Source organism: Streptomyces violaceus, from assembly GCF_036014075.1.
GTDB classification, from domain to species: Bacteria; Actinomycetota; Actinomycetes; order Streptomycetales; family Streptomycetaceae; genus Streptomyces; species Streptomyces violaceus.
Genome location: NZ_CP107911.1, coordinates 6,300,091 through 6,323,583, shown reverse-complemented (window position 1 = coordinate 6,323,583; position 23,493 = coordinate 6,300,091). Strand labels below are relative to the sequence as shown.

The window sequence follows — 23,493 nt, the reverse complement described above, 5'->3', positions numbered from 1 at the left end:
CCCGCGATGTCAGTGACGCATCCCACAGCGAGCGTCAATCCTTCCCCACGAGCCTCGGTTCCCGCTCCCGGCGACGGCATGATGAGGCGGACCGTCCGCTTCCACCCGGCGGACCGCCGACACGCGCCCCACACGCCCGGGAGTACCACCCTTGTCTGCGTCGACCGAGGAACCCGCACCGGCCGAGACACCCCCACCGGTCTCCGTCGCCCTGGTCGGCGCCGGGCCACGGGGCACCAGCGTCCTGGAACGCCTCTGCGCCTCCGCCCCGGAACTCCTCCCTCCCGGTGCCCGGCTGACGGTCCACGTGATCGACCCGCACCCGCCAGGACCCGGCCGTGTCTGGCGCACCGCCCAGTCGCCCGAGCTGCTGATGAACACCGTGGCCTGCCAGGTGACCCTGTTCACCGACGACAGCGTGGACTGCTCGGGCCCGATCCGCCCGGGGCCCAGCCTGTACGAGTGGGCGCGCGGCACGCTGGACCCGGACGAGTACCCGACCCGGGCCGACTACGGCCGCTACCTGGAGTGGGTGTTCGCCAGGGCCGTACGGGACGCGCCGCCGAACGTGCGCGTCGAGACGCACCGGGCCCGCGCGGTCCGGCTCGACGACACGCCGGGCGGCCACCAGGCCCTCACCCTCGACGACGGCCACACCCTGACCGGCCTGTCCGCGGTAGTGCTGGCACAGGGCCACCTGCCGACGACCGCGGACCCGGCCCAGCGACGCCTCGCGGCCCACGCCGCCCGTCACGGCCTGCGCCACATCCCGCCCGCCAACCCGGCCGATGCCGACCTGCCCTCCATCCCCGCGGGCGAGCCCGTCCTGCTGCGTGGCCTCGGCCTCAACTTCTTCGACCACACGGCCCTGTTGACGACCAGCCGCGGCGGCCGTTTCGTCCGGGGCCCCCGGGGCGGCCTGCGTTATCTCCCCTCCGGCCGGGAACCACGGCTGTACGCCGGTTCGCGGCGCGGCATCCCGTACCAGGCGCGCGGCGACAACGCGAAGGGGCCGTTCGGGCGGCACGTCCCGCTCGTCCTCACGCCGGAGACGATCGCGGGCTTCCGCAAGCGCGCCGACTCCGGGGAGGCGCCCGACTTCCTCGCGGAGATATGGCCGTTGGTGGCGAAGGAGGTCGAGACGGTCTACTACTCCACGCTGCTCCGGGCAGGGGACCCCACGGACTTCGCGGGACGGTGCCGCGAGTTCACCGATCTCTTCCTGGCGGTGCCGCACGGCGACTCCCGAGAGGCGGCGCTGCTGGACGAGTTCGGGGTGCCCGGCGCCGATCGCTGGTGCTGGGAGCGGGTGTCCCGCCCGCACGCGGGACGGGACTTCGCGCATCTCGGCGAGTGGCGCGACTGGCTGCTGTCGTATCTGCGCGAGGACGCCGCGCAGGCCGCCCTGGGCAATGTCCGGGGCCCGCTGAAGGCGGCCCTCGACGTGCTGCGCGACCTGCGCAACGAACTCCGGATGATCGTCGACCACGGGGGCCTCGCCGGCGCCTCCCGCCGGGACCACCTGGACCGCTGGTACACCCCGCTCAACGCCTTCCTGTCCATCGGCCCGCCACGGCGTCGCATCGAGGAGCTCGCGGCGCTGATGGAGGCGGGTGTGGTGCAGGTGCTCGGGCCGGGCCTGGAGGTGGCGGAGGAGGACGGAGCCTGGGCGGCCTGCTCACCCGAGGTGCCGGGCTCGGTCGTCCGTGTGACCACCCTCATAGAGGCCCGCCTGCCGGAAGCCGACTTGCGGAGCACGGCCGACGGGCTCCTCGCCGGGCTGCTGCGGACGGGCCAGTGCCGCCCGCACACCGCCGATGGTTACGAGACAGGGGGGTTGGACGTCACGGAACGCCCGTATCATCTGATCGACCGTCAAGGAGTTGCACACACAAGGCGGTTCGCGTTCGGAGTGCCGACAGAAGGCGTGCACTGGGTGACCGCGGCGGGGGCCCGGCCAGGTGTGGATTCGGTCACGCTTTCGGACGCGGATGCGGTGGCGAGAGCCGCTCTACGTGCGGTTGTGGCCGAAGAAGTCACCCAAGCAGAGGTAAACCAGTGGCCAAATGTTGAACTTGCAAGCATCAATTAGGCGCACCTAACGTGGTTACTCATCGGTTCTGTCCCCCGACCGGCCTTCCCCTGGCCGGCCGCCCGAAGGAGTCCCCCACATGACCGCACGACTCAACGGCGCCCAGCCGTACGCTCTCGGACTGTTCCGGATCGTCATCGGGCTGCTGTTCGCCTGCCACGGCGCCGTCGCGCTCTTCGGTGTCCTCGGCGGTGTGGACGGCAAGGGCGGCACCGCGGCGACCGGCGCCTGGCCGAACTGGTACGCGGCCGTCATCGAACTCGTCGGCGGCATCCTGGTGCTGCTGGGCCTGGGCACCCGCGCCGCGGCGTTCATTTCCTCCGGCGCGATGGCCTACGCGTACTTCAAGGTCCACCAGCCCCAGGGCCTGTGGCCGATCGAGAACAGCGGCGAGGGCGCGGCCATGTACTGCTGGTCCATGTTCCTGCTGATCTTCACGGGCTCCGGCGCGTTCGGCGTGGACCGGCTGCTGGCGCGGCGCACCTCCGCACAGGGGCAGCGGTCCACGGAGCAGACGCCGGTGGCTGCCTGAGCCGCCCGGACACCACCACGGAGAACGGCGCCTTCCCTGCCTCGGGGAGGCGCCGTTCCGCTGCCCGGCGCGTGGGGCGCGCCTACTCGTCCCTGTCCACCGGCCCGAACGGCACCGTGAAACAGGCCGCCCGCGCCCCCGCGCCGCCCGGCACGTCATGAATCACGACCGAGGACGCCTCACCCGGCCGGAAACCCCAGTCGTGCCGGGCACTCGCCGCACCGGCACCGCGCCGGTCGGCGGTGAAGTCCAGCCAGACCTCGTTGTCCGGGCCGACGTGGCGCGGATCGCTCGACGGCCGGTGCTGGTAGTGCCCGCCGGCGGCCTCCGGGTCGGCACCGCAGGGCTTTTGGTGCACATGGACGCCGTAGGCGTGCCCGGGCTTCATGCCGGCCACCTTCAGCCGTACGGTCGTCGCGCCACCGGGCGCGGTGTGCTGGCGAACCTCGATCCACGAGCCCACCGGGACAAGCCTCCTGTCGTACGTCAGCGCCGCCGATCGGTCCGCCGCCCCGGGCACGTCGAACCGGGCCTCCGCCCGCACGGAGTGGCTCTCGACAGCCTCGACACCGCCCGGACCACCGGCGAACAAAGCGGTCGCGACGGCGCTCGCGCAGATTCCTGCCAGCATGGTGTGTACCGTTCCTCACCTTGTGTCTGATTCAGCCCCTTCTGTTGCTACGGGACACCCGCGCCCACCGCCCTCCGGGACACGGCAGCCGGGTGACGGCTCGGGCGAAGTGACGACTCGGGACGAGAGGAGACGAGCTGAGACACGACGTGAACAGTCGGTACCGAACATACGAGCCCCCCGTGAACCGCCCGTCACACCCCAGGCGTACGCTGTATGGCTGTCATGGCCTCTCCTGCCGCTCCCCGCGCGACATCGCGGCACGGTCTGGCCCACGGGGGATCACGGGGAGTCGCGGTGCTGGAGCAGGTGGGGTCGCTGGTCGGCAGCCCATGGATCTACGCGGTGGTGGCCCTGTCCATCCTGCTCGACGTGTTTCTGCCGGTGCTGCCCAGCGGCGTCCTGGTGATCACGGTGGCCACGGCGGCGGCCGCGGGCTCGGCGACCGATGTGCCCGACATCCTGGCGCTGACCCTCTGCGCGGCCACCGCCTCCGTCCTGGGTGACCTGGTCGCCTATCGCCTCGCCTGGCGCGGCGGCGCCCGTCTGGACCGGGCGATCTCCCGCTCCCGGCGCCTGACCACCGCGCAGGAACGTCTCGGCGCGGCGCTGGCGCGGGGCGGCGGCGCGCTCGTGGTTCTCGCCCGCTTCGCTCCCGCCGGCCGCTCGGTGGTCTCCCTCGGCGCGGGCGCCGCCCACCGCCGCGCCCGCGACTTCCTCCCCTGGTCGGCCCTGGCCGGCCTGACCTGGGCCGCGTACAGCGTCGCCCTCGGCTGGTTCGGCGCCCACTGGCTGGGCGCGAGCTGGCTGGCGACGGCGGTGTCGGTGGGGGCGCTGTTCGGGGCGGGGGCGGGGGCGGCCTACGTCATGCGGAGAGAGCCGCGGGCGTCGGAGGCGTCGTAGGAGCCATGTCGTGGCAGCTAGGTCGTGGCAGCTACGTCGTAGGAGCTGGAGCCTCAGCTCGGCGACTGGCGGCTCCACGGATCTCCAGCCCGTCCAGCAACTCCTCCGTGGCCCGCGCGATGGCCTCCACAGCGCGGTCGAACACCTCCTGGTTGTGAGCGGCGGGGGCACGGAATCCCGAAACCTTCCGCACGTACTGCAACGCGGCAGCCCGAATGTCGTCCGCCGTGGCCTCTTCGGCCATCGCAGGGGGACGAAGCGTCTTGATACTCCGGCACATGCCCCCAGTCTCACCCTTTCGGCTCCCGTGCGACAGCGACGACTGCCATGATCTCCACGAGGCGGCCACCACTGTGGGGCCGACCGACGAGAGGAACCAGACATGGGGAACGAACTCACCGTGGCCGTCCTGGGCCCCGGCGGCGTGGGCGGCCTGCTCGCCGCGCTGCTCTCCCGCGCCGGCCACCGCGTGATCTGCCTGTCCGGTGAGGAGACGGCCCGGACCCTGCGCACGGAGGGCATCCGGGTCCGCAGCACACCCTTCGGCGACTTCACGGCCCCGGTCGAGGCCGACACGCAGCTGCGCCAACCGGTCGACGCGTGCCTGGTGGCCGTCAAGCACACCACCCTGGACGCCGCCCTGGCGCGCGTCCCCGCGACCGCGCTGGCCGACGGCCTCCTCGTGCCGTTCCTGAACGGCGTCGAACACCCGGCGGCCCTGCGCGCCCGCTACCGCCCCGACCGCGTCGCCCCCGCCGTCATCCGCGTCGAGTCGACCCGTGTCGCCCCGGGCGTCATCGAGCACGGCAGCCCCTTCGCCGAGATCGACCTGACCGGCACGGCGGCACCCCGGCCCCGCCTCGACACCCTCGCCGAGGCCCTCACCGCCGCCGGGCCGGCCACCCGCGTCCAGGACGACGAGACGGCGACCCTGTGGGCGAAGATGTCGTTCCTGGCCCCCTTCGCCCTGCTCACCACGCACCACTCCCTCCCCCTCGGCGAGATCCGCACCCGCCACCGCGACGAACTGACGGCCCTGGTGGAGGAGACGGCCGCGATCAGCCGCGCGTGCGGCGGCCCGGCCGACCCGGCCCAGTCCCTCGCCCGCTACGACGCCTTCCCGCCGCGGACGAAGTCGTCGATGCAACGCGACGCCGAGGCGGGCCGCCCGCTCGAACTGGACGCCATCGGAGGCGCGTTGCTCCGCGCGGCCGAGCGGCACGGGGTGTCGGCCCCGGTGACGGCGCGGGTGGTGGGCGCTCTGGAGAGGGAACACACGTTCGCGTGAACCACGGGAAGAGACTCGCTACTCAAATTCGAACAGGCGTATCATTGGGTCGTGGCTACGACCTATGACTTTCCGAGTGACCTCCTCGCCGGTCAGGAGGAACTCCATCAGGTCCGGGCCGAGCTGTCGGCCCTGCTGAAGCGGCTGCCCTGGTCGGTGGAGCCGGTGGACGGCTTCAGCGACGACAACGGCTGGCGCAAGGTCGAGCGCCCCGCCTCCCCCGGCTGGAGCGCCGACGAACAGGCCGAGGTGGAGAAGCTCCGCCGGCGGGAGCACGAACTCGCGGTGTTCGTCAGTACCCACCGCTACTGGGCCGAACTCACCGGCCCCGAGCGGGTGACGGCCCGCTCCCGGCTGAAACACGCGCACGAGGCTCCGCCGGAGGAGACCGACGGAGCCTCGTAGCCGCGGGGGCGTCAGCCGCGGCTCTTGCCCAGGAGCTTGTTCATCTCGCCGATCTCGGCGTTCTGCGCGGTGACGATGTCATCGGCCATGGCCGTGGCCGGGCCGTAACGGCCCTTGCTCTTCTCGACACCGGCCATCTTCACGGCACCCTCGTGGTGCTCGACCATCAGGGCCAGGAACCTCGTGTCGAAGGCCTTGCCCTCGGACTTCTCCAGCTCGGCCATGTCCTCGCCGCCCATCATCCCGGGCATACCGGAGTGGCTTGCTGAGTGGTCCATGCCGTCCGCCGACTCGGGGGCGTCCTCACCCCACTGCTCCAGCCAGCCGGTCATGGTCCTGATCTCCGGGTCCTGGGCCTTCTCGACCCGCGCCGCCAGGTCCTTGACCGCCTCGGAGGCGGCCCGGCCGTCAGCCAGCCGCGCCATCTCCAGCGCCTGCCGGTGGTGCGGGATCATGCCCTGCGCGAAGGAGACGTCCTGGGCGTTGTGCGCACCGCTGCCGCTGTCTGTGCCGTCACCGTCGCCGCCGCACGCGGCGAGGACGAACGCGGCGGCACCAGCCACCGCCACGAGGGCGGCCCGGCGGGTCAGGGTGCGGAGGCTGTACGTGCTGGTCGTGCTGGTCGCGCTTTTCGTGCTTTTCGTGCTGTTCATGCGTGAACTCCTGCTTCTGCAAGGAGAGAAAATGGGATTCCGGACACGTCGACGCACCACACCGGTAGGGGCCTCGGCCCCGGCGCGATGCGTGCGCGGTGTCTAGATCCGCAGAAGCTGAAGCTCGGCGAGGGAAGGCGGGGCACGCGCGTCCTCCGCCTCCGCGACCGCCAACACCCGTACGACGCCCTCCCCTACGCCCCCGGGGACCGGGTCGGGAACAAGCGGAGGCAACACCGGCCCCCCGCTCAGGGCACCCGAAGCACAGGTCGCGTCGGCATGCTGAACGGACCCGCCACCGCAGTGCCCGTACGGCATGACCTGGGAGTGCGTCTGGGTTACGTGACTGTGGGAGGAGTGCGACTGCTGCCCGTGCGTCCCCTGCGGGACACCACCACCGGGCGCCAGCCCGTGCATCCCCAGCAAACCCGCCAACAGCCCCAGCACACACCACACACGCCACCGCCGAACGGCTGGTCGCGAGGCGCGCTGGACGGGGCTGTTCACGGTGCCCATCGTAGAGAAAGCCCCGGGCCGATATGGGCCCGGGGCGTTTTTCGATGATCCGGTGGGCGCGGACGGTTTCGAACCGCCGACATCCTGCTTGTAAGGCAGGCGCTCTACCCCTGAGCTACGCACCCGGCTCCCAGGCCACGCGCCCAGGACGAGTCGACAGCCTACATCGCCCGGGGCACCGTCCCGCAAACCCCGGTCCGTGGGTCAGCCCGGGGGATAACCCCACCCTTGATCCGGGAGTGGCCCGGATCCCCCGGCGGGCCCCGGAACCATACGGTCGTAGAGCGCACGAGAGCGCCCGTCGTCGGCCCAGGGGGAGACCGTCATGGCCCGCACCATCCGCACCACCGGCACCACCCGCACCGCTTCCACCCGCGCGATCGCCGTCGCCGGTGCCGTGGCCGTTCTCGTCGCCGGGCTCAGCGCCTGCGGGGCGTCCGCCGGGGACGACACCGACCCCGACCACCGGTCCTTCGGCCTCCAGGGCCGCACCCTGACCGTCGACTCCGACGACTCCGCCCTCGAGATCGTCGCCGCCGACAAGAACCGGGCGGGCAAGATCGAGGTCACCCGGTGGTTCCAGGGCTCGGTCGTCGTCGGCAAGGACCCCAAGGCCACCTGGTCCATGCGGGACGACCGGCTGGTGCTGCGGCTGAAGTGCTCCGGCGTCGTCGTCGACTGCTCGGCCAAGCACCGCATCGAGGTACCGCGGGGCGTCACCGTGAAGGTCCGGGACGACGACGGCAGCGTGCGCGCCCGGGGCTTCCGGGACCCCCTGAGCATTCGTACCCGCGACGGCTCCGTCCGCGTCACCGACACCACCGGGCCCCTGGAGCTGCGCACCGGCGACGGGTCCATCCGCGCGGAGGTCTCCTCCCGTGACATCCGCACCCACACCGACGACGGCTCGGCCCGCCTCGAAATCGGCGTCGTACCGGACCGCGTGGAGTCCCGCAGCGGCGACGGTTCCGTGACCATCGCGCTGCCCGAGGCCACCTACCGCGTGACCACCCAGACCGGCGATGGCGGCGTGGATGTGTCCGTGCCCCGCGACGAGAGCAGCTCCCATGTGGTGTCCGCCCGGACCGGCGACGGCAAAGTGACGGTCCGAACAGCGAACTGACCAGCCCGTGTGTTCGTCCTTAACCGGTGGGAGAATGAGACCGGGCAGGGTGGACAACAGCACGGGAGAGGGATGTGACGGCGACACCAGGGCAGCCGTACTCGCCGTCGGTTCCGCGCGCACATCGCCCGCGTCGCCCCCTCCTGCGCACCCCGGGCCGTCCGCTCCGGGACGCGCTCACCCTGATGGTGCTGCCGCTGGTGGCCGCGCTGGCGCTGCCCGCCGCCTTCGCGGGCGGGGGCACCCGGCGCTGGTTCGGCGGCCGTGCCGAGAACCAGCGGGCCGAGGCCCAGGCGGCGAAGGACGCCGCGGCAGCCGCCTTCTACGAGCTGGACACCGCCCAGCGCGACCTGCGCATCTCGATAGAGACGATCACCGCTGTCGACGACTCCCCCGCCGCCCGGCGCGCCGTCGCCGATTTCGACGCCCTGGGCAGCCGCATCGACGAGGTCAGCCACCGGTACATCAACGCCGTCGACGCCCACGACCTCGACCGCGACGACCTGGAGGCCTCGACCGCCTCCCGTGCCCGCACCGAGCTGACCGCCGCCAAGGAGGAACTCGACCGGGTCAAGCAGGAGCTGGACCGGTTCACCGACGGCCTCGGTCCCCTGCTCGGCAAGGCCGAGACCCAGCTGGCCCGCCTCGCACCCGCCGTCGAACGCGCCCGCCAGGGCCTGCTCGCCGCCTCCAACGCCCTCGACGCCGTACGAGCGTCGAATCTGAAGGCGGACGACCTCGCCGCCCGTCTCGCCGCCCTCTCCCCGGAGCTGACCAAGCTGAACCAGGGCGCCGGCCGGCATGGCGTGCCGGAGACCCTGGAGCGGGCCGAACGGGTCACACGCGAGGCCGAGGCGATCCGTGTGGAGGCCGAGCGGCTGCCGGACCGCGCCGCCGAGATCGACCACCGTCTCGTCTCCCTGCGCACCCGCGCGCAGGCCCTCACCACCCGCTCCGAGCAGGTGGACCCGATCCTGAGCGAACTCCGCCGCCGCTTCACCGCGGCCTGCTGGCAGGACCTCCAGCGCGTCCCCGAGGACGCCGCCGCGCACGTCCGCCAGGCCGAGACCAAGCTGGCCGAGGCCCAGTCCGCCCGCGTCGAGCAGCGCTGGGCCGACGCGACGGCCCTGCTGTCGACCGTTCGGGCCCTGCTGAACAGCACCGACGAGGCCGTCTCGGCCGCCGGCGACCGCCTGCACCGCCTGAACGCGGTGCAGAAGGACCGCCGGCAGGAGATCGAGCGCACGCGCTTCGCCATCCGCGACGCCCAGCGCCTGGCCATGGCCGGCCGCAACACCCCCGACCCGCAGCACGCCCGGCCCCTGGACGACGCCGTGTCCCGCCTGGAACGCGCCATCGCCACCCTCGACGGCCGCCACCCCGACTACTGGCACTTCCTCACGGAGACGGAAGCGATCCGGCAGTCGGTGGCGCGTGTGGTGGACCGGATCCGCGAGGAACGGGGGGCCGGCCACTGAGCCCGGCCCCCGTCCGGCCTCAGGAGCGGTAGGCGTAGTAGTACGCGTTCGGGTACGACGCGACGAGGCTCGCCACCGACCTGCGGAGAGTGTTGTTCGAGTGGTAGGTCACGTACGGCACGCCGCCGCTCTTGTACGTGACGATCATCGTGTGGTCCTTGGACCCGTCCTTGTCGAAGTCCACCTGGAGGACGTCACCGACCTCGAGCTGGTAGACGTTGGCGAGCGGCTTGGTCCGCTTGGAGTTCTGGGCGAACCAGGACCACTCGTTGACGCCGATGAACGAGTGCGACTGGATGTCGGCGTTGCCGAACCACCTGGTGTAGTCGTACACGTAGCCGGGGACGTGCTTCCAGCCGCCCGCCTTCAGGGCCTGGCTGACGAAGTTGGTGCAGTCGCCGCCGGCGCCCTGGCCGTTGAAGTCCGGGTAGTCCTTGTTGTAGACGTTCCAGTGCTTCTCCGCGTAGGCCGCCATGGCCTTGTAGTCGTACGTCGTGGCGGTCTTCGGGACGGCGGCCGGGTTGCGGGTGGTCGCCGCGCGCGGGGCGTTCGGCATGGTGTCGTCGGCGGTGGTCACCTTGACGGGGGCCGGCCTGGAGAGCGTGTTCACCGCGAGCCCACCCGGTTCGGTGTCTCGGATGGCGGTCAGCTGCCAGTCGCCCTGCCGGTCGGCCTTGAAGGTCAGCTCGTGCCGGGCCTGGAAGCCGGTGGTCCTCGGCGCGTCGCCACGGGCCCGGGCGTAGGTCAGAGTCGTGGTCTCGGTGACCGCCACCTTGGCCGTACGGCCCGTCACCCGCGTGTCGTTCAGGGTGACAGTGGTGCCGGCCTTGCTGTACCTCTCGCCGGCCTTCGCCAGCTTCTCCTTGCGCTGCTCCAGCGCGGACAGGGTGGCGTCCTCGGCGCGGGCCATGCCGGAGGACAGCTTGACGTCGCCGGAGAAGCCGTCGGTCAGCGGCTTGTCCCGATCACCCTGGCCGCCGTCGACCAAGGCGTCGGTGCGGTCGGTGAAGACCGCGTCCGCCAGCCGCTGGAACGTGGCCTCGGTCTGCGCGTCCACCGTCGGGCCGTCGAGAACCGCCGCGCCGGCGCTCCAGTTGGGCAGCAGGGCGACTCCGGCGACGACCGAGGTCGCCGCGGCGCCGAGTATCGGGAGACGGCGTCGGGTCCCGTTCAACTTCCTTGATTTCACTGATGTTTTCCCCTCTTGCCCCCGCCAGGAGTTGCGGGGGTAGGAGATCTTCGCATGAAATGTGTGGCTGTTGTGAAGAGTGTTGCTCCTGTTACTCCACGACCGTCGACCAGGCAGGCGACTGCGCCGGGTCCAGGGTGCGCAGCCACTGCAGCGTCTCGGGTTTCTGCACGTCGAGCCAGTCGGCCAGCTCCCTGAAGGACACGCACTTGACGTCCTTCTTCGTGCACACGCTCTTGATGACCTCGTCGACGGCCCTCATGTAGATGCCGCCGTTCCAGTCCTCGAAGTGGTTGCCGATGAACAGCGGGGCCCGGCTGCCGTAGTACACGCGGTTGAAGCCGGACATGTAGGAGGCGACGGTCTGCTGCTCCCACTGCGGGTAGTTCGCCGGGTCTCCCTCGGTCTCGCCGTCTGACTGGTTGTAGAGGAAGTTGAAGTCCATCGACAGGCCCTGGTACTTGCCACCCTCGTACGGGACCAGCTGCAGCGGGAAATCCCAGATGCCGTTCTTCTTGCCGGGCCATATCTGGAAGTCACCCGCGGAGCTGGCGTCGTAGCGCCAGCTGTAGCCCTTGGCGGCCTTCAGCAGGTTCTCCTGGCCCTCCAGGCAGGGCGCACGGCCGCCCGTGACCTCCTTCCTGATGTCGAACGGCAGCGGGTCGACGTCCTGGAAGCCGGTGTTGGTCTTCCAGTTCTCGGCGAAGTCGTAGAACTGGTCGATCTCGCTCTTCCACTCCGCGACGCTCCAGTCGCCGCCGCCCTTCTTGCCGCAGAAGTGGCCGTTGAAGTGGGTACCGATCTCGTTCCCGTCCTGCCACGCCCTGCCGAGCTGCTCCAGCGTGGTGCGGATGTGCTCGTCGGTGGCGAAGCTGATCGCCGCCGAGCCCCTGGGGTGGCGGGGCGGGGAGTAGAGGTCCCTCTTGCTCTTGGGCAGCAGGTAGATGCCCGTGAGGAAGAAGGTCATGTGGGCGTCGTACTCCTCGGCCAGTTCCCGGTAGTGCCGGAAGAGCCCGTCATCGCCCTGCAGCGCGCCGTCCCAGGAGAACACCACGAACTGGGGCGGCTTCTCGCCCGGTCTGAGCGGCACCGGCTTCAGCTGTCCCTTCTGCGGGCCGGTGTAGGAGGTGGAGCCGTCCCCGAGGACCTTCGCCCTGCCGTCCCACCGGGGTTCCTGGTTCGGCTTCGCGGAGGGTCCCTTGCGCGCCCCGGAGGAGGCGGTGGGGGTGGTGGTGTCCGGGCGTGTGAGGACCAGATAGCCCCCGACCAGGGATGCGACGACGAGAAGGGCCGCCAGGGTCAGCATCCCCGGGGCCGTGGTGCGGCGGGATGCGCGGGGTCGGCGGCGGCGGCCGGACGGTGACTTCATGCGCGGCTCATTCTGCGAGGGGGTGGGGGTGTCGGGGTGGTGCCGGGCGCGGAGGTCAGCCGAGGCCCCGGGCACCGGACCAGATGCCGTACGCGACGCTGTCGCCCGCGATCCCCTGCAACGGCAGTGGTTCGAGGCTTTTGGTGAGGTCGATGCGGTAGGCCACGACGGCTGTCGACACGGAGGTGGCCGTGCCGACGTACCAGGCCGCGGTGTCGTTCTGCACGGTGCCGGCCTTCCCGGCCACCTCGGCGGGCGCGTCCACCTCGGGGTGGGCGATGCGGAAGGCGTCCGTGAGGGCGGACTGGACCGCCTCGGCCACGCTCGCCTTCACCGCACGGCGGGACGCGGGCTCCGCCAGCGTGGTCTCGGAGCCGTTGCGGGTGATCCTGGCCACCGAGTACGGCTCGACATGCGTGCCGGCGGCGGCGAACGTGGCGTATCCGCTCGCCATGCGGATCGCGCTGGGCGTGGCGCTGCCCAGAGACATCCCGGGCGCCTGCGGGCCGAAGCTGGAGGAGAGCAGGCCCGCCGCCTGAGCGGTGTCCCGCACCTCGTCCAGGCCGGTGTCCATGCCGAGCTGCATGAACGGCGCGTTCACCGACAGGGCGAGCGCCCGGCTCAGGCTGATCCGCCCGTAGGACCTCCTGCCGTCGTTGTGGGCGGTGACCTGCTTGCCGCTGCGGTCCCAGTAGGGCCCTTCGGGTGTCATGACGGGGATGCCGTCGTCCCCGTCGTACAGCGTCTGCGGGGTGACCTCGGTCGCGGCGCCCTCACGGGTCTTGCGCACGCCGTTCTCCAGGGCGGCGGCGTAGACGAACGGCAGGAATGCCGAACCGGCGGGCACGGTGGTCGCGTTCGACTCGTTGTAGCCCTGCGTGCGGTGGTCGGGGCCGCCGTGGACGGCGAGTATCCGCCCGTCGGTGTCCACCGAGGCGGCGCCGAAGTGCAGGGTCTTCGCCTTGGCGGCGTCGTCCTTCCGCGCCCGCTCGCGGGCTTTGGCCACGGCGTCGGTGAGCGCGGCCTCCTGCTTGCGGTCGAAGGTCGTGTAGATCTGGTAGCCGCCGAGGTCGAACTCCTTGGCCGAGATGCGCGCGGCCTTCTTGGCGTACTGGGCGGCCAACTCCACGAGGTAGTCGCTCTGCTTGCCGGTGTCGTACCCCGGCGCCTGCTTCAGCGGTTCCGGGAACTGCTTGTAGTGGGCCCGCTCGGACTTCGACAGCGTGCCGCTCTCGACCATGCGGTCGAGGATCCATGACCAACGTTCCACCGCCCGGGCGTGGTTGGCCTTGCTCAGGGCCGGGTCATAGAGCCCCGCGCCCTTGAGGAGGGAGGCGAGGAAGGCGGCCTCGCCGACGTCGAGTTCGCCGACGTCCTTGCCGTAGTAGGCCTGGGCGGCGCGCTGGATGCCGTAGGTGCCGCGGCCGAACCAGCTCGTGTTGAGGTAGCCCTCGAGAATGTCGTCCTTGCTCATCCCGTTGTCGAGCTTGAGGGCGAGCATGGCCTCGGTGAACTTGCGGCCGACCGAGCGGTCCTGGTTGAGGTAGACGTTCTTGACGTACTGCTGGGTGATGGTGGACCCGCCCTGGGTGTCTCCCTGGCCGACGGTGCGCCACAGGGCGCGGGTGAGGCCGCTGAAGGAGATGCCGGGATCGCTGTAGAAGCTCGCGTTCTCCGCCGCCAGCACCGCGTCGCGGACGTCCTCGGGAATGTCCTTCAGCGGCATCGCCTGCCGCCGCACCCAGCCGGTGCGTGCCATGGGTGTCCCGTCGGACCAGTAGTAGACGTTGTCCTGCTGGGTGGCGTACGAGTTGAGGTTCCCCGGGATGTCGGTCGCGGCGTAGGCGACGCCCAGGAAACCGAGGGCCAGGCCGGTGCACGTCAGCGCGGCACCGAGCCACTGCCGCCAGGAGGGTGCCCAGCGGCGCCAGCCGGTGCGGCCGGGGTGCGGGTACCGGGGCCGCAGGCAGCGGGCGTAGGGCGCGACGCGGGCGATGAGCGGGATCAGCCGGGGGCCGCCGGCGGCGCGGAGACGGGACAGGAGGGAAGGACGGGGTGCCCTGCGCCGGCGGCGCGACCCGCCGGATCCATGCCTGCCTGAGGCCGTACCGGACCACGTGTCCGCGCTGTTGGATGCGGCCACCTCGGCCATGCGCAATTGCATGGTCTCGTCCGCGTGTAAGGAAGCGGGAACCTTCAACTGCACGGTCTCGTCCGGCTCCCACCCAGCCTCGGTCACGGCTGCGTCTCCCCTCCCCGCTCACTGTGGTGCTCGCGCGGAAGGGCATGGCTGCCGCGGTCAACGGCAGCGCGCCCCACATTCCCCCGGCCTCACGGCTCCTCGCGACGATCGAAAGTTACCAGCGACCTTTACATTTCCTCCACACTGGTTCGGGCAAGAATGATCCAAAGCAATCGCGAAGGCCGGTATTTCCCTTGCCGCGGATTAGTCTGTTCGCATGCCTCGCTACGAGTACCGCTGCCGGACCTGCGGCGACACCTTCGAACTGAGCCGTCCCATGGTGGAGTCCTCCGCTCCCGCGGCGTGCCCGTCGGGTCACGACGACACGGTGAAGCTCCTTTCCACGGTCGCGGTGGCCGGCTCGGCCTCCGCCCCGGCCCCGGCACCCCGCGCGGGCGGTGGCGGCGGTTGCTGCGGTGGCGGCTGCTGCGGCTGACGCCCTTCCTCAGGAGTTCTTCAGCTTCGGTTTCCTAGCGTTGCGGCATGACAGCCATCGCAGCTGCTGCGGACGCCGGACCGCAGTGGGTCAACGACCTCATGGACGCGCTGGGCGCGCCGGGTGCCGGTCTCGCCATCGCCTTGGAGAACCTGTTCCCGCCCCTGCCGAGTGAGGTGATCCTGCCTCTCGCCGGGTTCGCCGCGAGCAGCGGGCGGATGAGCCTGCTCGCCGTCCTGCTGTGGACGACGGCCGGCTCGGTGATCGGCGCCCTCGCGTTGTACGGGATCGGTGCGCTGCTCGGCCGTGACCGGACGGTGGCGTTGGCGGGCCGTCTGCCGCTGGTGAAGATCTCGGACATCGAGCGGACCGAGGCGTGGTTCCTGCGGCACGGCACGAAGGCCGTGTTCTTCGGCCGGATGATTCCGATCTTCCGCAGCCTGATCTCCGTCCCGGCGGGTGTCGAGCGCATGCGGCTGCCGGTGTTCCTGGGGCTGACCACCCTGGGCAGCGCGATCTGGAACGCGGTGTTCGTCCTCGCGGGCTACTTCCTCGGCGCGAACTGGCACCAGGTGTCGGACATCGTCTCCACCTACTCGAAGGTGGTCCTCGCCGTGGCGGCCGTGGCGGTGGTGGCGTTCATCGCCGTGCGGCTGCTACGAGGCCCCCAAGGGGCGCGGGGAACTGCGCGAACGGCCACGACAACGCCGCACCCGCACGAGGACCAGGACACCCGAGTCCTCAGGCGCCCCCTACTGCCCCCAGAAACTCCCGCAGGATCCGCTCCCCGGCGAGGACACCCCGGTCGGGAAGCACCCTGATCGAGGGAGCCGTGAAGCCGGTGTCGGCCAGCTCCCCGTGGCCGGGCCGCCAGCCCTGGTCCGCCGCGAGCAGCAGGTCGGTATCGAGCAGGGAGTCGCCCGCGGCGAGCGTGAGATCGGCCCCGGTCCGCCGGGCGACCTCCCGCATCGCCGCGCTCTTGGTGAGCGGCTTGGGAACCGCGTAGATCTTGCGGCCCTGGAGGGACACGGTCCAGCCGCGGTTCTCGGCCCACACCGCGAGTTCCTTCACCCAGTCCTCGTCGAGCAGTTCCCGCTCGACGACGAGGTAGGCGAAGAGGTCGTCGGCGACGCGGTGTTTGCGCACCCAGACCGGGTCGGCGGCCCTCAGCAGGTGTTCCTGCACCTCGGCCAGCGGCGCGCACTGGTCGGCCAGCCGTGCGGTCACCTGGGCGTGCCAGTCGGGGTCGGAGACCCCGTCCACCAGGAGGTGGCCGCCGTTCGCGCAGATCGCGTAGGTGGGTTCGGGGCCCGGGAGGTTGATGCGCTGGTACTGCTTGCGCGTCCGGGTCGTCGTCGGCACGAACACGGCCGCGTCGCCCAGATCGGTGAGGAGCCGGGCCGCCGTCTCCGTCATGTACGACAGCGGCTTGCTCTCGTGCACCTCCACGCACAGCAGCCGGGGCGCCCGGGCGTCCGGCATGGTCAGCGCCAGGGCGGCGGCGGAGTAGATCAGGGTGCGATCGAGGTCGCTCGCGACGAGTGCGGGCATCAGACCGACACCGCCTTGCCGTCGGCGCCGGTCGCGCCCCGGGTGTACTTGGGGTGGATCAACCCGACGCAGGTGTAGGGCAGGCCGGCGGCCTCCTCGACGGGCACGCCGCGTTGCTCGGCCAGCAGGCGTACGTGGTCGAGGTCGCTGCCCGCTCCGGCACGGGCCAGGATCTTCCAGGGCACGCGGCGCAGCAGCACCCGGGTGGTCTCGCCGACGCCGGGCTTGACGAGGTTCACGTCGTGGATGCCGTACTCCGCACAGATGCGCTCGACGGCGGCCCAGCCCTCCCAGGTGGGCGAGCGGTCGGCGGCGAGCAGTTCCTTGGCCTGGGCGCAGGCCGCGTCCTCGACCTCGGGGAAGCGGGCGGACACGGCGTCCAGGAAGGTCACCGAGACGTCGGTGCCGGTGAGTTCGCGGTAGAACTTCGCGCCGTGGAAGTCGTGCGGACCGACCAGGTCCGCCCGCAGCACGGTCCGCGAGATCAGGCCGGACACGGTGGAGTTGAGACAGGCGGAGGGGATGAGGAAGTCCTCGCGGGTGCCGTAGGTCCGTACGCAGGAGCCCGGGTCGGCCAGGACCGCGATCTCGGGGCTGAAGCCGGTGATGCCGTCGGACTTCTCGAACTCCTCCAGGGCCTGGGCGAGTTCGCGGGTGATGGCGCCCTTGCCGGTCCAGCCGTCGACGAAGACGACGTCCCTCGGGTCGTGGTGCGCGGCGAGCCAGCGCAGCGCGTTGGCGTCGATCCCCCGGCCGCGGACGATCGACACGGCGTAGTGCGGCAGGTCGAGGCCGTGCCGGTGCTGGGCCCAGCGGCGCATGAGGATGCCGACGGGTGTTCCCGCGCGGGCCAGGGAGACCAGGACCGGGCGGGGGCCGCGCTCGGCGAGGACCGTCTCCGTGACCACGCCGGTCGCCTGGGCGATACGGGCCGCCGAGTCGTCCAGCGCGGCGTGGAAGAGCTCCTGGTACCGCTCGTTCGGCTGGTACTCCACGGGCAGCGACTCCGCGTAGTGCGCGCCGCCGCTCTGGATCGCCTCCTCGCGTTCCTCGGTCGGCGCCTCCAGTGTCACGTCCGAGAGGTCCTGGAGCAGCCAGCCGACCTCCTCGGGCGCGTACGAGGAGAAGGCGGGGCCGCGCAGGGGCTCGGGCAGCATGGAGGGCCTTTCGGGGGCGTACGACGGTATGACGGCGAGCAGGACCCGCGGCGTGTGCGCGGCGAGCCGGGCCAGCAGACCGTCGGGCGCGTGCAGCGCGGGAGTGTCCCCGGCCGAGTCGACCACCGCGACGACGGCGTCGAATCCGGCGCCGGCGACGTTGTAGGCGTACCGCTCGCCGGGGCCGTCGGCGGGGTCGTCATGGGCGGGGAAGGCGAGGCGGGTACGTATCGCGTAGCCGGGGTCGTCCACGGCCAGGACGGGTGAGCGGGTGGTGGTCGAGTAACGGACCTCGACGCCGGCGGTCCGCTCCAGCTCGTGGGCGAGCCTGAGCGGGGCGTACATCAGCTCTTCGAAGCCCAGGAGGTGCACGCGGCGTGCGTCTGTGGGCAGCGCGTCGGCGATCCGGGCGGCCATGCCGGGCAGAGCGGCCTCCAGCCGCTCCCGATGGGCCGGGGTGAACCCGTGCCGGGCGCCGTCCGGCAGGTCGGCGGGCCAGTGCAGGTCTATCCGGTTGTCGTCCGGGTGCGGGCCGGTGGGGGCCGGTCGCGCAGTTCCCCGCGCCCCTAGGGAGCTGGCCTCCTGGTCGGCTTCGACGGCAACGCCGCTGTTTGGGGGCGCGGGGAACTGCGCGACGGGCCACGACGGCGCCACAGCCGAAGTACGACCTTCCGCCGCACTCTCGGCCTCGTACCGCGCCACCAACTCCTGCCCCCTCTCCAGCACCCCCTCAGGCAGCCGCACGGTCCCCGAGGCCGCCGCGACCAGGTCCACACGGGCCCCGATCTCGCGGGCGAACTCCTCCAGCCGGCCGGCATCCGCCGCCGACCGCATGTCGACCAACGCCACCACGACATACCTCCGCCGCGGATACCGCCCATGAAGATCCCGCACGGTGTTCAGCACCGTGTTCCCCGTGGAGAACTCGTCGTCGACCAGGACCAGCGGCCCGTCCCCGGTCAGCAGCGCGGGATCCTCCGGCAGGAGCAGATGCGAGGTCGCGTGCGAGTGGGCCTCCTCGAAGCCGCCGGCCGCCGCGAGACCGGCGACGGGGCGGCGGGTGGAGTGCAGGTAGGGCGCGAGGCCCAGCCCGTCGGCGACGGAGTGGCCGAGGCCGGTCGCCGTCTCCGCGTAGCCGAGGACGACGGCCCGGCCCGCCTCCTCGGCGCCCAGCAGCTCCCGCACCCGGCGGCCGAGCTCGACGCCGTGGCCGTAGACGACGGACGGCGACTGCGGCACGTGCTTGCCCAGCACGTTCGACACCAGCAGATGGGCCCGCTTGGGATTGCGCCGCAGCGCCAGCCCCAGCAGGTCGGTCAGCCGGTCCTCGCCGACGAGCTCGACGCCGAGCCGCTCCGCGACCCAGCTGCCGGACCAGACACCGCCGGCTTCGTCGCGCACCTCGCCGTGCACCCCCTCGTTCACTGCCTTCTCCACCAACCGTTCGAATTCTTAGGATGCCGTGCGTTCAGCCGGGCAGACCGGCGGCGAGCAGTTCCACGAAGCCGATGTCCTCGTTCGCCACGCCGAAAACCTCGGCACGCAGCAGGGTCCGCTCGGCCCAGGCCCGATGCGGCTTCACCTCGTTCATCTTGTTCGTGTACGCCGATCGAAGCACACCCCCGCCGCCCCGCTCGGGGCGCAGGATGTCCTGGGCGTCCGAGAACTCCTCGTGGCTGACGACCGACAGGGCGTGCACCGGAAGCACGTGGGAGGGGTGGATGCAGGTCTTGCCCAGCAGGCCGTTGGCGTGGTCCAGGGAGATCTCCCTCAGCAGGCCGTCCATGGCGTGCTCAATCAGCTTCTCGCGCAGTTCCGCGGCCTGCACCTCAAGGAAGGGGCTCTGCCGCAGCTGCGGCTTGAACATGCGCTCCTGGACCCGGAAGTACTCCCACACCGGCCCGGTCACGGTGAAGCCGGTCCCGTCGGCGCGGCCCAGCATGTTCACCACGTCGGCGATCACGGCGGCGACGATCTGCACGTCGTACGCCGTCATGTCGGGGCCTCTGCGCAGCCCGTAGGAGGAGCAGAAGTCCGTCACGCCGAGGCGCAGGGCCAGCACGCGGTCGCGGTACTTGTCGACGGCCCGGGAGATGCCCTCCAGGGTCTCCACGCGGGACTCCCGGTAGAGCAGCTCCGGCGACTCCAGCACCGGCATGGCGAAAAGACGGCGGCCGCTTTCGGCCTCGGCGGTCGCCAGCGCCTCGAGGAAGGGGATGCCCCGCTCCTCGGTGAACTTCGGCAGTACGAATCCGGACAGCAGCCGGGCGGACGGACCGAGCCGCCGCACGAGGTCGGGGATCTGCTCGGGGACGCGGACCCGGATGAACAGCAGGGGCAGGTCCGTGTCCGGGAGGTCGGCGAGGGTCCTGAACTGGCGGACGAGGTTCTCCTCGCCCGGGCCGACGTCCGCGTCGTCGATCGAGTCCTCGAGGCACACCACCATCGAGACCACACCGCGCCCGGCCTGCTTGAGGACATCGTCGGCGAGGCGCGGCCGGGTGGCCGGACTGTAGAGCGTGGCGCCCAGGGCCGCCGCGAGCAGCCGGGCCGGGGAGCCCGGCGTGAACACGCACGGCTCGCGGTGGAAAAGACGCTTCCGCGTCTCAGGGGCGATCTGCCCGAAATGACGCATGGAACTCCCCCGTGGTGGTCGTGCTGCCTGCGAATCGTCGAAAGGTGGCCGGTAATAGTACGTAGAAGTCCATGGCAGAGGTTCCCGTCAGGCATGAATTTCAGGTAACGCGGGCAAGCACAGCCAGGCCCGGCCATGACGACGGTAGTCCGCGACGGCCGTCGGCGCCGCTCGTGGCCCCCGGCCCCCGCGTTGTCGTGAGCAGGACCGAGAAGGCAGGATGACCGCATGACGCACGCGATGCTGAAGGGGTCGAACGTCCCGCTGGAAGCCACCACGGTGCGCGCCGTGCTGCGCTGGACAACCGGACAGGGGGTTCCGGACGTCGATGCCTCCGCGCTGCTCCTCGGCCCCGACGGTCGTGTGCGCTCCGACGAGGACTTCGTCTTCTACAACCAGCCCCGGCACCCCTCCGGGAAGGTGTGGCGGCTCGGCAAGAAGCGGGTCGCCGAGGGCCTGACCGACACGATCCAGACAGAGCTCACCGGTGTCGAGTCGGGAGTCAGCCGGATTCTGCTGGTCGCATCGGCGGACGGCGTCCCGTTCGACCGCGTACAGGCGCTGCGCATCCTGCTGTACGACGCGGCGGGCACCGAGGCGGAAGCCCTGGCGTACTTCGACGTCAAGCCGGAGACGGGCGAGGAGACCGCGCTGATCTGCGGCGAGCTGTACCGGCGCGGCGAGGGCTGGAAGTTCCGGGCCCTGGGCGAGGGCTATTCGAACGGGCTGCAGGGGCTCGCGACCGACTACGGCATCTCGGTGGACGAGTCGGAGGCCGCCCAGGAGACGACGGGCCTGCCCACCACGGCCGGAACCACGCAGCAGCCCACGGCCACGGTTCAGCCCTCCCCCGAGGTGTCCCGGCCGCTGCCTCCGGAGCAGCCGACCGTGGTCCCCGCACAGCCCGCGTACGGCTATCCGCCCCAGCAGCCCCCGCCGACCCAGCCGGCGTACGGCTACCCGCAGCCCGCGGGCCAGCCCGCGTACGGCTACCCCCAGGCTCCGGCCGCGGCGGGCGTCACGGGGGCGCAGAGCGGCTACGGTTACCCGCCGCCGGTCACCGCGGCCCCCGACCCGGACTTCCGCCTGCCCCCGCAGGGCCCGCAGTTCATCGGACGGTGAGAAGCCTCGGGCCCACACCCGCAAGGGCGGCCCCTCAGCGCTCGACCTTAGTCTTGTAGCCCCGCCCCCACTGCAGCCCCCACCCGTACAGCCGGTCCAGCTCGGCCTGGAACCCGTAGACGAATTTCGCCTCGCGGCGCACGATGATCTCGTCGTTCTTGATCTTTTCGATCATGACGACGGCGCAGGAGCGTGCCTGCGGCTGGCGTTCGTCGAGGTGGATCTCGATGCGCGGGCCGCTGCTCGGGTAGAGGGTGACGCTGGCGTGGGTGCGGTCAAAGGCGGGTGTCTGGTCGTAGATGTAGACGAAGACCAGGAGCCGCTTGATGTTCTCGCGGTGGTCGAGGTTGATGTACATCGTCTCGCCGGACCCGGAGCCGAAGCGGTCGTCGCCGCTGAGCTTGACGTACGGCGCGGCGTTGACGTCGCCGAAGTAGCCGCCGAGGGGCTGGACGACGCCCTTGGTGCCGTCCTGGAGCTCGTAGAGGCAGCCCAGGTCGAGGTCGACGTTGACCATGCTCTGGCTGTGGCCGACGACCTCCGGTGGTTTGAGGGCCCGGAAGGGGTGCCGCAGCAGGCTCTCGCGCTGCGGACCGCCGATGTCGGAGGTGCGCATCCGCCAGCTCAGGTTGACGCGCAGATGGCCGGTGGCCGCGTCCTGCTTGGTGAGTGATATCTGTGCGCGCCGCTTGGTCAGTTCGATCGCGTTCGTCGCCGCGTGGCCCGAGTCGAACTGCACATCGTGCCCGCGCCGAAGTCCGTCGAACAGGCCCATTCCGCCCCCCACGTTCACTTGGAGACCGCAGGTCATCGCATGACCCACGGCCTTGACGACCGACGGGGCGGCTCCGAGGACTCGCCTCGGCAGCCGCCCCGCACAGAGCGTTCCTCACCCGGAGGGGTGTCACACCCCGGACGAGACCTCAGTCTTCTCGTCCGAGCCGGCTTTTCCCTCGGCCGCCGCGATGGCGCGGTTGCGGCGCACGGAGGACCAGAACGAGGCGCCGATCAGGATGACGCCGATGGAGCCGGTGATGAACTCGTTGATCTCGTACTGGATGGTGACGAGCAGGACCAGGGCGAGCGCGCCGATCGCGTAGTGCGCGCCGTGCTCCAGGTAGACGTAGTCGTCGAGGGTGCCCTCGCGGACCAGGTAGACCGTGAGCGACCGGACGTACATGGCGCCGATACCGAGGCCGAGGGCCATCAGGACGATGTCGTTGGTGATGGCGAAGGCGCCGATCACGCCGTCGAAGGAGAAGGACGCGTCCAGGACCTCGAGGTAGAGGAACATGAAGAACGCGGCCTTGCCGGCCAGCTTCACCGCCGACTTGGGCTTGCCCTCGCGGGCGGCCTTCTCCTCGGCCTCGTGCTCGCGCTCCTCCTCCTCTTCGAGCTTGTCCTCGAAGTAGCCGGAGAGGCCGCCGACGATCATGTAGGTGATCAGACCGCCGATACCGGCGAGCAGGACGGTCTCCGCCTTGTCGGCGTGGGTGCCACCGTGCTGGTGGGCGTTGGCGCCGAAGGTGATCGAGGAGATCAGCAGGACGATCAGGGCGATGCAGACCGACAGCATGTCGACCTTGCCGAGCTTGGCCAGCGGGCGCTCGAGCCAGCCGAGCCACTTGATGTCCCGGTCCTCGAAGATGAAGTCGAGGAAGATCATCAGCAGGAACATGCCACCGAAGGCGGCGATCGACGGGTGGGCGTCGGTGACGTACTGCTGGTACTGGTCCTTGTCGGTGAGCGCGAGGTCGACGGCCTCGAGCGGTCCGAGCTGGGCGCTGAGCGCGACGATCACGACGGGGAAGACCAGTCGCATACCGAAGACGGCGATCAGGATGCCGATCGTGAGGAAGATCTTCTGCCAGAAGGCATTCATCTTCTTCAGGATCCCGGCGTTGACCACCGCGTTGTCGAAGGACAGCGAGATCTCGAGGACGGACAGGATCGCTACGACGCCGAACGCGGTCCACCCTCCGTAGAGAACCGCTGCGACCAGGCCGAGCGCGGTGACCGCGAACGACCACCCGAAGGTTTTCAGAACCACTGGCTACCCAATCGTGTGTGTACGGGGCTCCCCCGCGCCGTACCCGGCTTTACGAACTTTTGAAGCCGAAGTCTAGTCCGGCCCCCTCCATACCCCACCGGGCCCCGGATTTTGCTCATAT

General features: G+C 70.9%; 22 protein-coding genes and 1 tRNA gene. 10 read left to right on the top strand and 13 right to left on the bottom strand.

Going from position 1 to position 23,493, the window contains the following annotated elements:
- Nucleotides 1–151 precede the first annotated feature (151 nt).
- Both OG542_RS28460 and OG542_RS28455 read left to right on the top strand, forming a co-directional pair.
- Nucleotides 152–2,092 (top strand): FAD/NAD(P)-binding protein, encoded by a 1,941-nt coding sequence (locus tag OG542_RS28460; RefSeq protein WP_328414425.1) that lies wholly within the window; start codon nt 152–154, stop codon nt 2,090–2,092.
- Between the two features lie 79 nt (nt 2,093–2,171).
- The gene (locus OG542_RS28455) at nt 2,172–2,624 is read left to right on the top strand and encodes a DoxX family protein (protein WP_189724821.1); all 453 of its coding nucleotides are present in this window, start codon (nt 2,172–2,174) and stop codon (nt 2,622–2,624) included.
- Nucleotides 2,625–2,706: 82 nt separating this feature from the next.
- Here OG542_RS28455 and OG542_RS28450 read toward each other — a convergent pair whose 3' ends face one another.
- A complete protein-coding gene (locus tag OG542_RS28450; RefSeq protein ID WP_328414422.1) occupies nt 2,707–3,255 on the bottom strand; it encodes a superoxide dismutase family protein in 549 nt (182 codons plus the stop codon).
- A gap of 297 nt (nt 3,256–3,552) precedes the next feature.
- Here OG542_RS28450 and OG542_RS28445 point away from each other — a divergent pair, with 297 nt between their 5' ends.
- Nucleotides 3,553–4,158: a DedA family protein gene (locus tag OG542_RS28445; RefSeq protein ID WP_328414420.1), complete on the top strand. Its 606-nt coding sequence runs from the start codon at nt 3,553–3,555 to the stop codon at nt 4,156–4,158.
- 31 nt (nt 4,159–4,189) lie between these two features.
- Here OG542_RS28445 and OG542_RS28440 read toward each other — a convergent pair whose 3' ends face one another.
- On the bottom strand, nt 4,190–4,438 hold the full coding sequence (locus OG542_RS28440) for a DUF2277 domain-containing protein (protein WP_328414418.1): 249 nt from the start codon (nt 4,436–4,438) through the stop codon (nt 4,190–4,192).
- Between the two features lie 102 nt (nt 4,439–4,540).
- On the opposite strand from OG542_RS28440, the gene OG542_RS28435 reads away from it, so the two are divergent.
- Together OG542_RS28435 and OG542_RS28430 are read left to right on the top strand one after the other, a co-directional pair.
- Nucleotides 4,541–5,446 carry a ketopantoate reductase family protein gene (locus OG542_RS28435; protein ID WP_328414416.1) on the top strand — a complete coding sequence of 302 codons (906 nt, stop codon included), beginning with the start codon at nt 4,541–4,543 and terminating at the stop codon, nt 5,444–5,446.
- A 51-nt stretch (nt 5,447–5,497) separates the two neighbouring features.
- The gene (locus OG542_RS28430) at nt 5,498–5,851 is read left to right on the top strand and encodes a hypothetical protein (protein ID WP_328414414.1); all 354 of its coding nucleotides are present in this window, start codon (nt 5,498–5,500) and stop codon (nt 5,849–5,851) included.
- A gap of 11 nt (nt 5,852–5,862) precedes the next feature.
- Here the strand turns inward: OG542_RS28430 and OG542_RS28425 are convergent, their stop codons facing one another.
- The 3 genes from OG542_RS28425 to OG542_RS28415 all read right to left on the bottom strand — a co-directional run bounded on the left by OG542_RS28425 (nt 5,863) and on the right by OG542_RS28415 (nt 7,145).
- Entirely contained in the window at nt 5,863–6,504 is a 642-nt protein-coding gene (locus tag OG542_RS28425; RefSeq protein ID WP_328414412.1) for a DUF305 domain-containing protein, read from the bottom strand.
- Between the two features lie 102 nt (nt 6,505–6,606).
- A complete protein-coding gene (locus OG542_RS28420) occupies nt 6,607–7,020 on the bottom strand; it encodes a DUF6153 family protein (protein ID WP_328414410.1) in 414 nt (137 codons plus the stop codon).
- A 53-nt stretch (nt 7,021–7,073) separates the two neighbouring features.
- Nucleotides 7,074–7,145, bottom strand: a tRNA-Val gene (locus OG542_RS28415).
- 200 nt (nt 7,146–7,345) lie between these two features.
- On the opposite strand from OG542_RS28415, the gene OG542_RS28410 reads away from it, so the two are divergent.
- On the top strand, nt 7,346–8,143 hold the full coding sequence (locus OG542_RS28410) for a DUF4097 family beta strand repeat-containing protein (protein WP_328414408.1): 798 nt from the start codon (nt 7,346–7,348) through the stop codon (nt 8,141–8,143).
- 74 nt (nt 8,144–8,217) lie between these two features.
- The gene (locus tag OG542_RS28405; RefSeq protein WP_328414406.1) at nt 8,218–9,621 is read left to right on the top strand and encodes a coiled-coil domain-containing protein; all 1,404 of its coding nucleotides are present in this window, start codon (nt 8,218–8,220) and stop codon (nt 9,619–9,621) included.
- Nucleotides 9,622–9,640: 19 nt separating this feature from the next.
- On the opposite strand, the gene OG542_RS28400 is transcribed toward OG542_RS28405, so the two are convergent.
- The 3 genes from OG542_RS28400 to OG542_RS28390 all read right to left on the bottom strand — a co-directional run bounded on the left by OG542_RS28400 (nt 9,641) and on the right by OG542_RS28390 (nt 14,385).
- Entirely contained in the window at nt 9,641–10,795 is a 1,155-nt protein-coding gene (locus tag OG542_RS28400; protein WP_328414404.1) for an amidase domain-containing protein, read from the bottom strand.
- A 106-nt stretch (nt 10,796–10,901) separates the two neighbouring features.
- Nucleotides 10,902–12,179: a polysaccharide deacetylase family protein gene (locus OG542_RS28395; RefSeq protein WP_328414402.1), complete on the bottom strand. Its 1,278-nt coding sequence runs from the start codon at nt 12,177–12,179 to the stop codon at nt 10,902–10,904.
- 55 nt (nt 12,180–12,234) lie between these two features.
- Nucleotides 12,235–14,385 carry a transglycosylase domain-containing protein gene (locus OG542_RS28390; RefSeq protein ID WP_408057875.1) on the bottom strand — a complete coding sequence of 717 codons (2,151 nt, stop codon included), beginning with the start codon at nt 14,383–14,385 and terminating at the stop codon, nt 12,235–12,237.
- 253 nt (nt 14,386–14,638) lie between these two features.
- On the opposite strand from OG542_RS28390, the gene OG542_RS28385 reads away from it, so the two are divergent.
- Nucleotides 14,639–14,857: an FmdB family zinc ribbon protein gene (locus tag OG542_RS28385; protein WP_328414400.1), complete on the top strand. Its 219-nt coding sequence runs from the start codon at nt 14,639–14,641 to the stop codon at nt 14,855–14,857.
- Nucleotides 14,858–14,904: 47 nt separating this feature from the next.
- Nucleotides 14,905–15,678: a DedA family protein gene (locus OG542_RS28380; protein WP_328414398.1), complete on the top strand. Its 774-nt coding sequence runs from the start codon at nt 14,905–14,907 to the stop codon at nt 15,676–15,678.
- On the opposite strand, the gene OG542_RS28375 is transcribed toward OG542_RS28380, so the two are convergent.
- Genes OG542_RS28375 through OG542_RS28365 form a run of 3 tightly spaced genes read right to left on the bottom strand, consistent with a single transcriptional unit; the run spans nt 15,599 to nt 20,200 of the window.
- On the bottom strand, nt 15,599–16,408 hold the full coding sequence (locus OG542_RS28375) for an HAD family hydrolase (protein WP_328414396.1): 810 nt from the start codon (nt 16,406–16,408) through the stop codon (nt 15,599–15,601). The genes OG542_RS28380 and OG542_RS28375 overlap by 80 nt on opposite strands.
- Nucleotides 16,408–19,002: a phosphoribosyltransferase gene (locus OG542_RS28370; protein WP_328414394.1), complete on the bottom strand. Its 2,595-nt coding sequence runs from the start codon at nt 19,000–19,002 to the stop codon at nt 16,408–16,410. Before OG542_RS28370 ends, OG542_RS28375 begins: the two co-directional genes overlap by 1 nt.
- A gap of 31 nt (nt 19,003–19,033) precedes the next feature.
- Entirely contained in the window at nt 19,034–20,200 is a 1,167-nt protein-coding gene (locus OG542_RS28365) for an HpcH/HpaI aldolase/citrate lyase family protein (protein ID WP_328414392.1), read from the bottom strand.
- 228 nt (nt 20,201–20,428) lie between these two features.
- Here OG542_RS28365 and OG542_RS28360 point away from each other — a divergent pair, with 228 nt between their 5' ends.
- Complete coding sequence (locus OG542_RS28360) at nt 20,429–21,322, top strand: TerD family protein (RefSeq protein ID WP_311125469.1); 894 nt, start codon at nt 20,429–20,431, stop codon at nt 21,320–21,322.
- A 34-nt stretch (nt 21,323–21,356) separates the two neighbouring features.
- Here the strand turns inward: OG542_RS28360 and OG542_RS28355 are convergent, their stop codons facing one another.
- Both OG542_RS28355 and OG542_RS28350 read right to left on the bottom strand, forming a co-directional pair.
- Entirely contained in the window at nt 21,357–22,097 is a 741-nt protein-coding gene (locus OG542_RS28355; RefSeq protein ID WP_311125470.1) for a TerD family protein, read from the bottom strand.
- 129 nt (nt 22,098–22,226) lie between these two features.
- Nucleotides 22,227–23,372, bottom strand: coding sequence for a DUF475 domain-containing protein (locus tag OG542_RS28350; protein WP_193477741.1), 1,146 nt, complete (start codon nt 23,370–23,372; stop codon nt 22,227–22,229).
- Between the last annotated feature and the right edge of the window lie 121 nt (nt 23,373–23,493).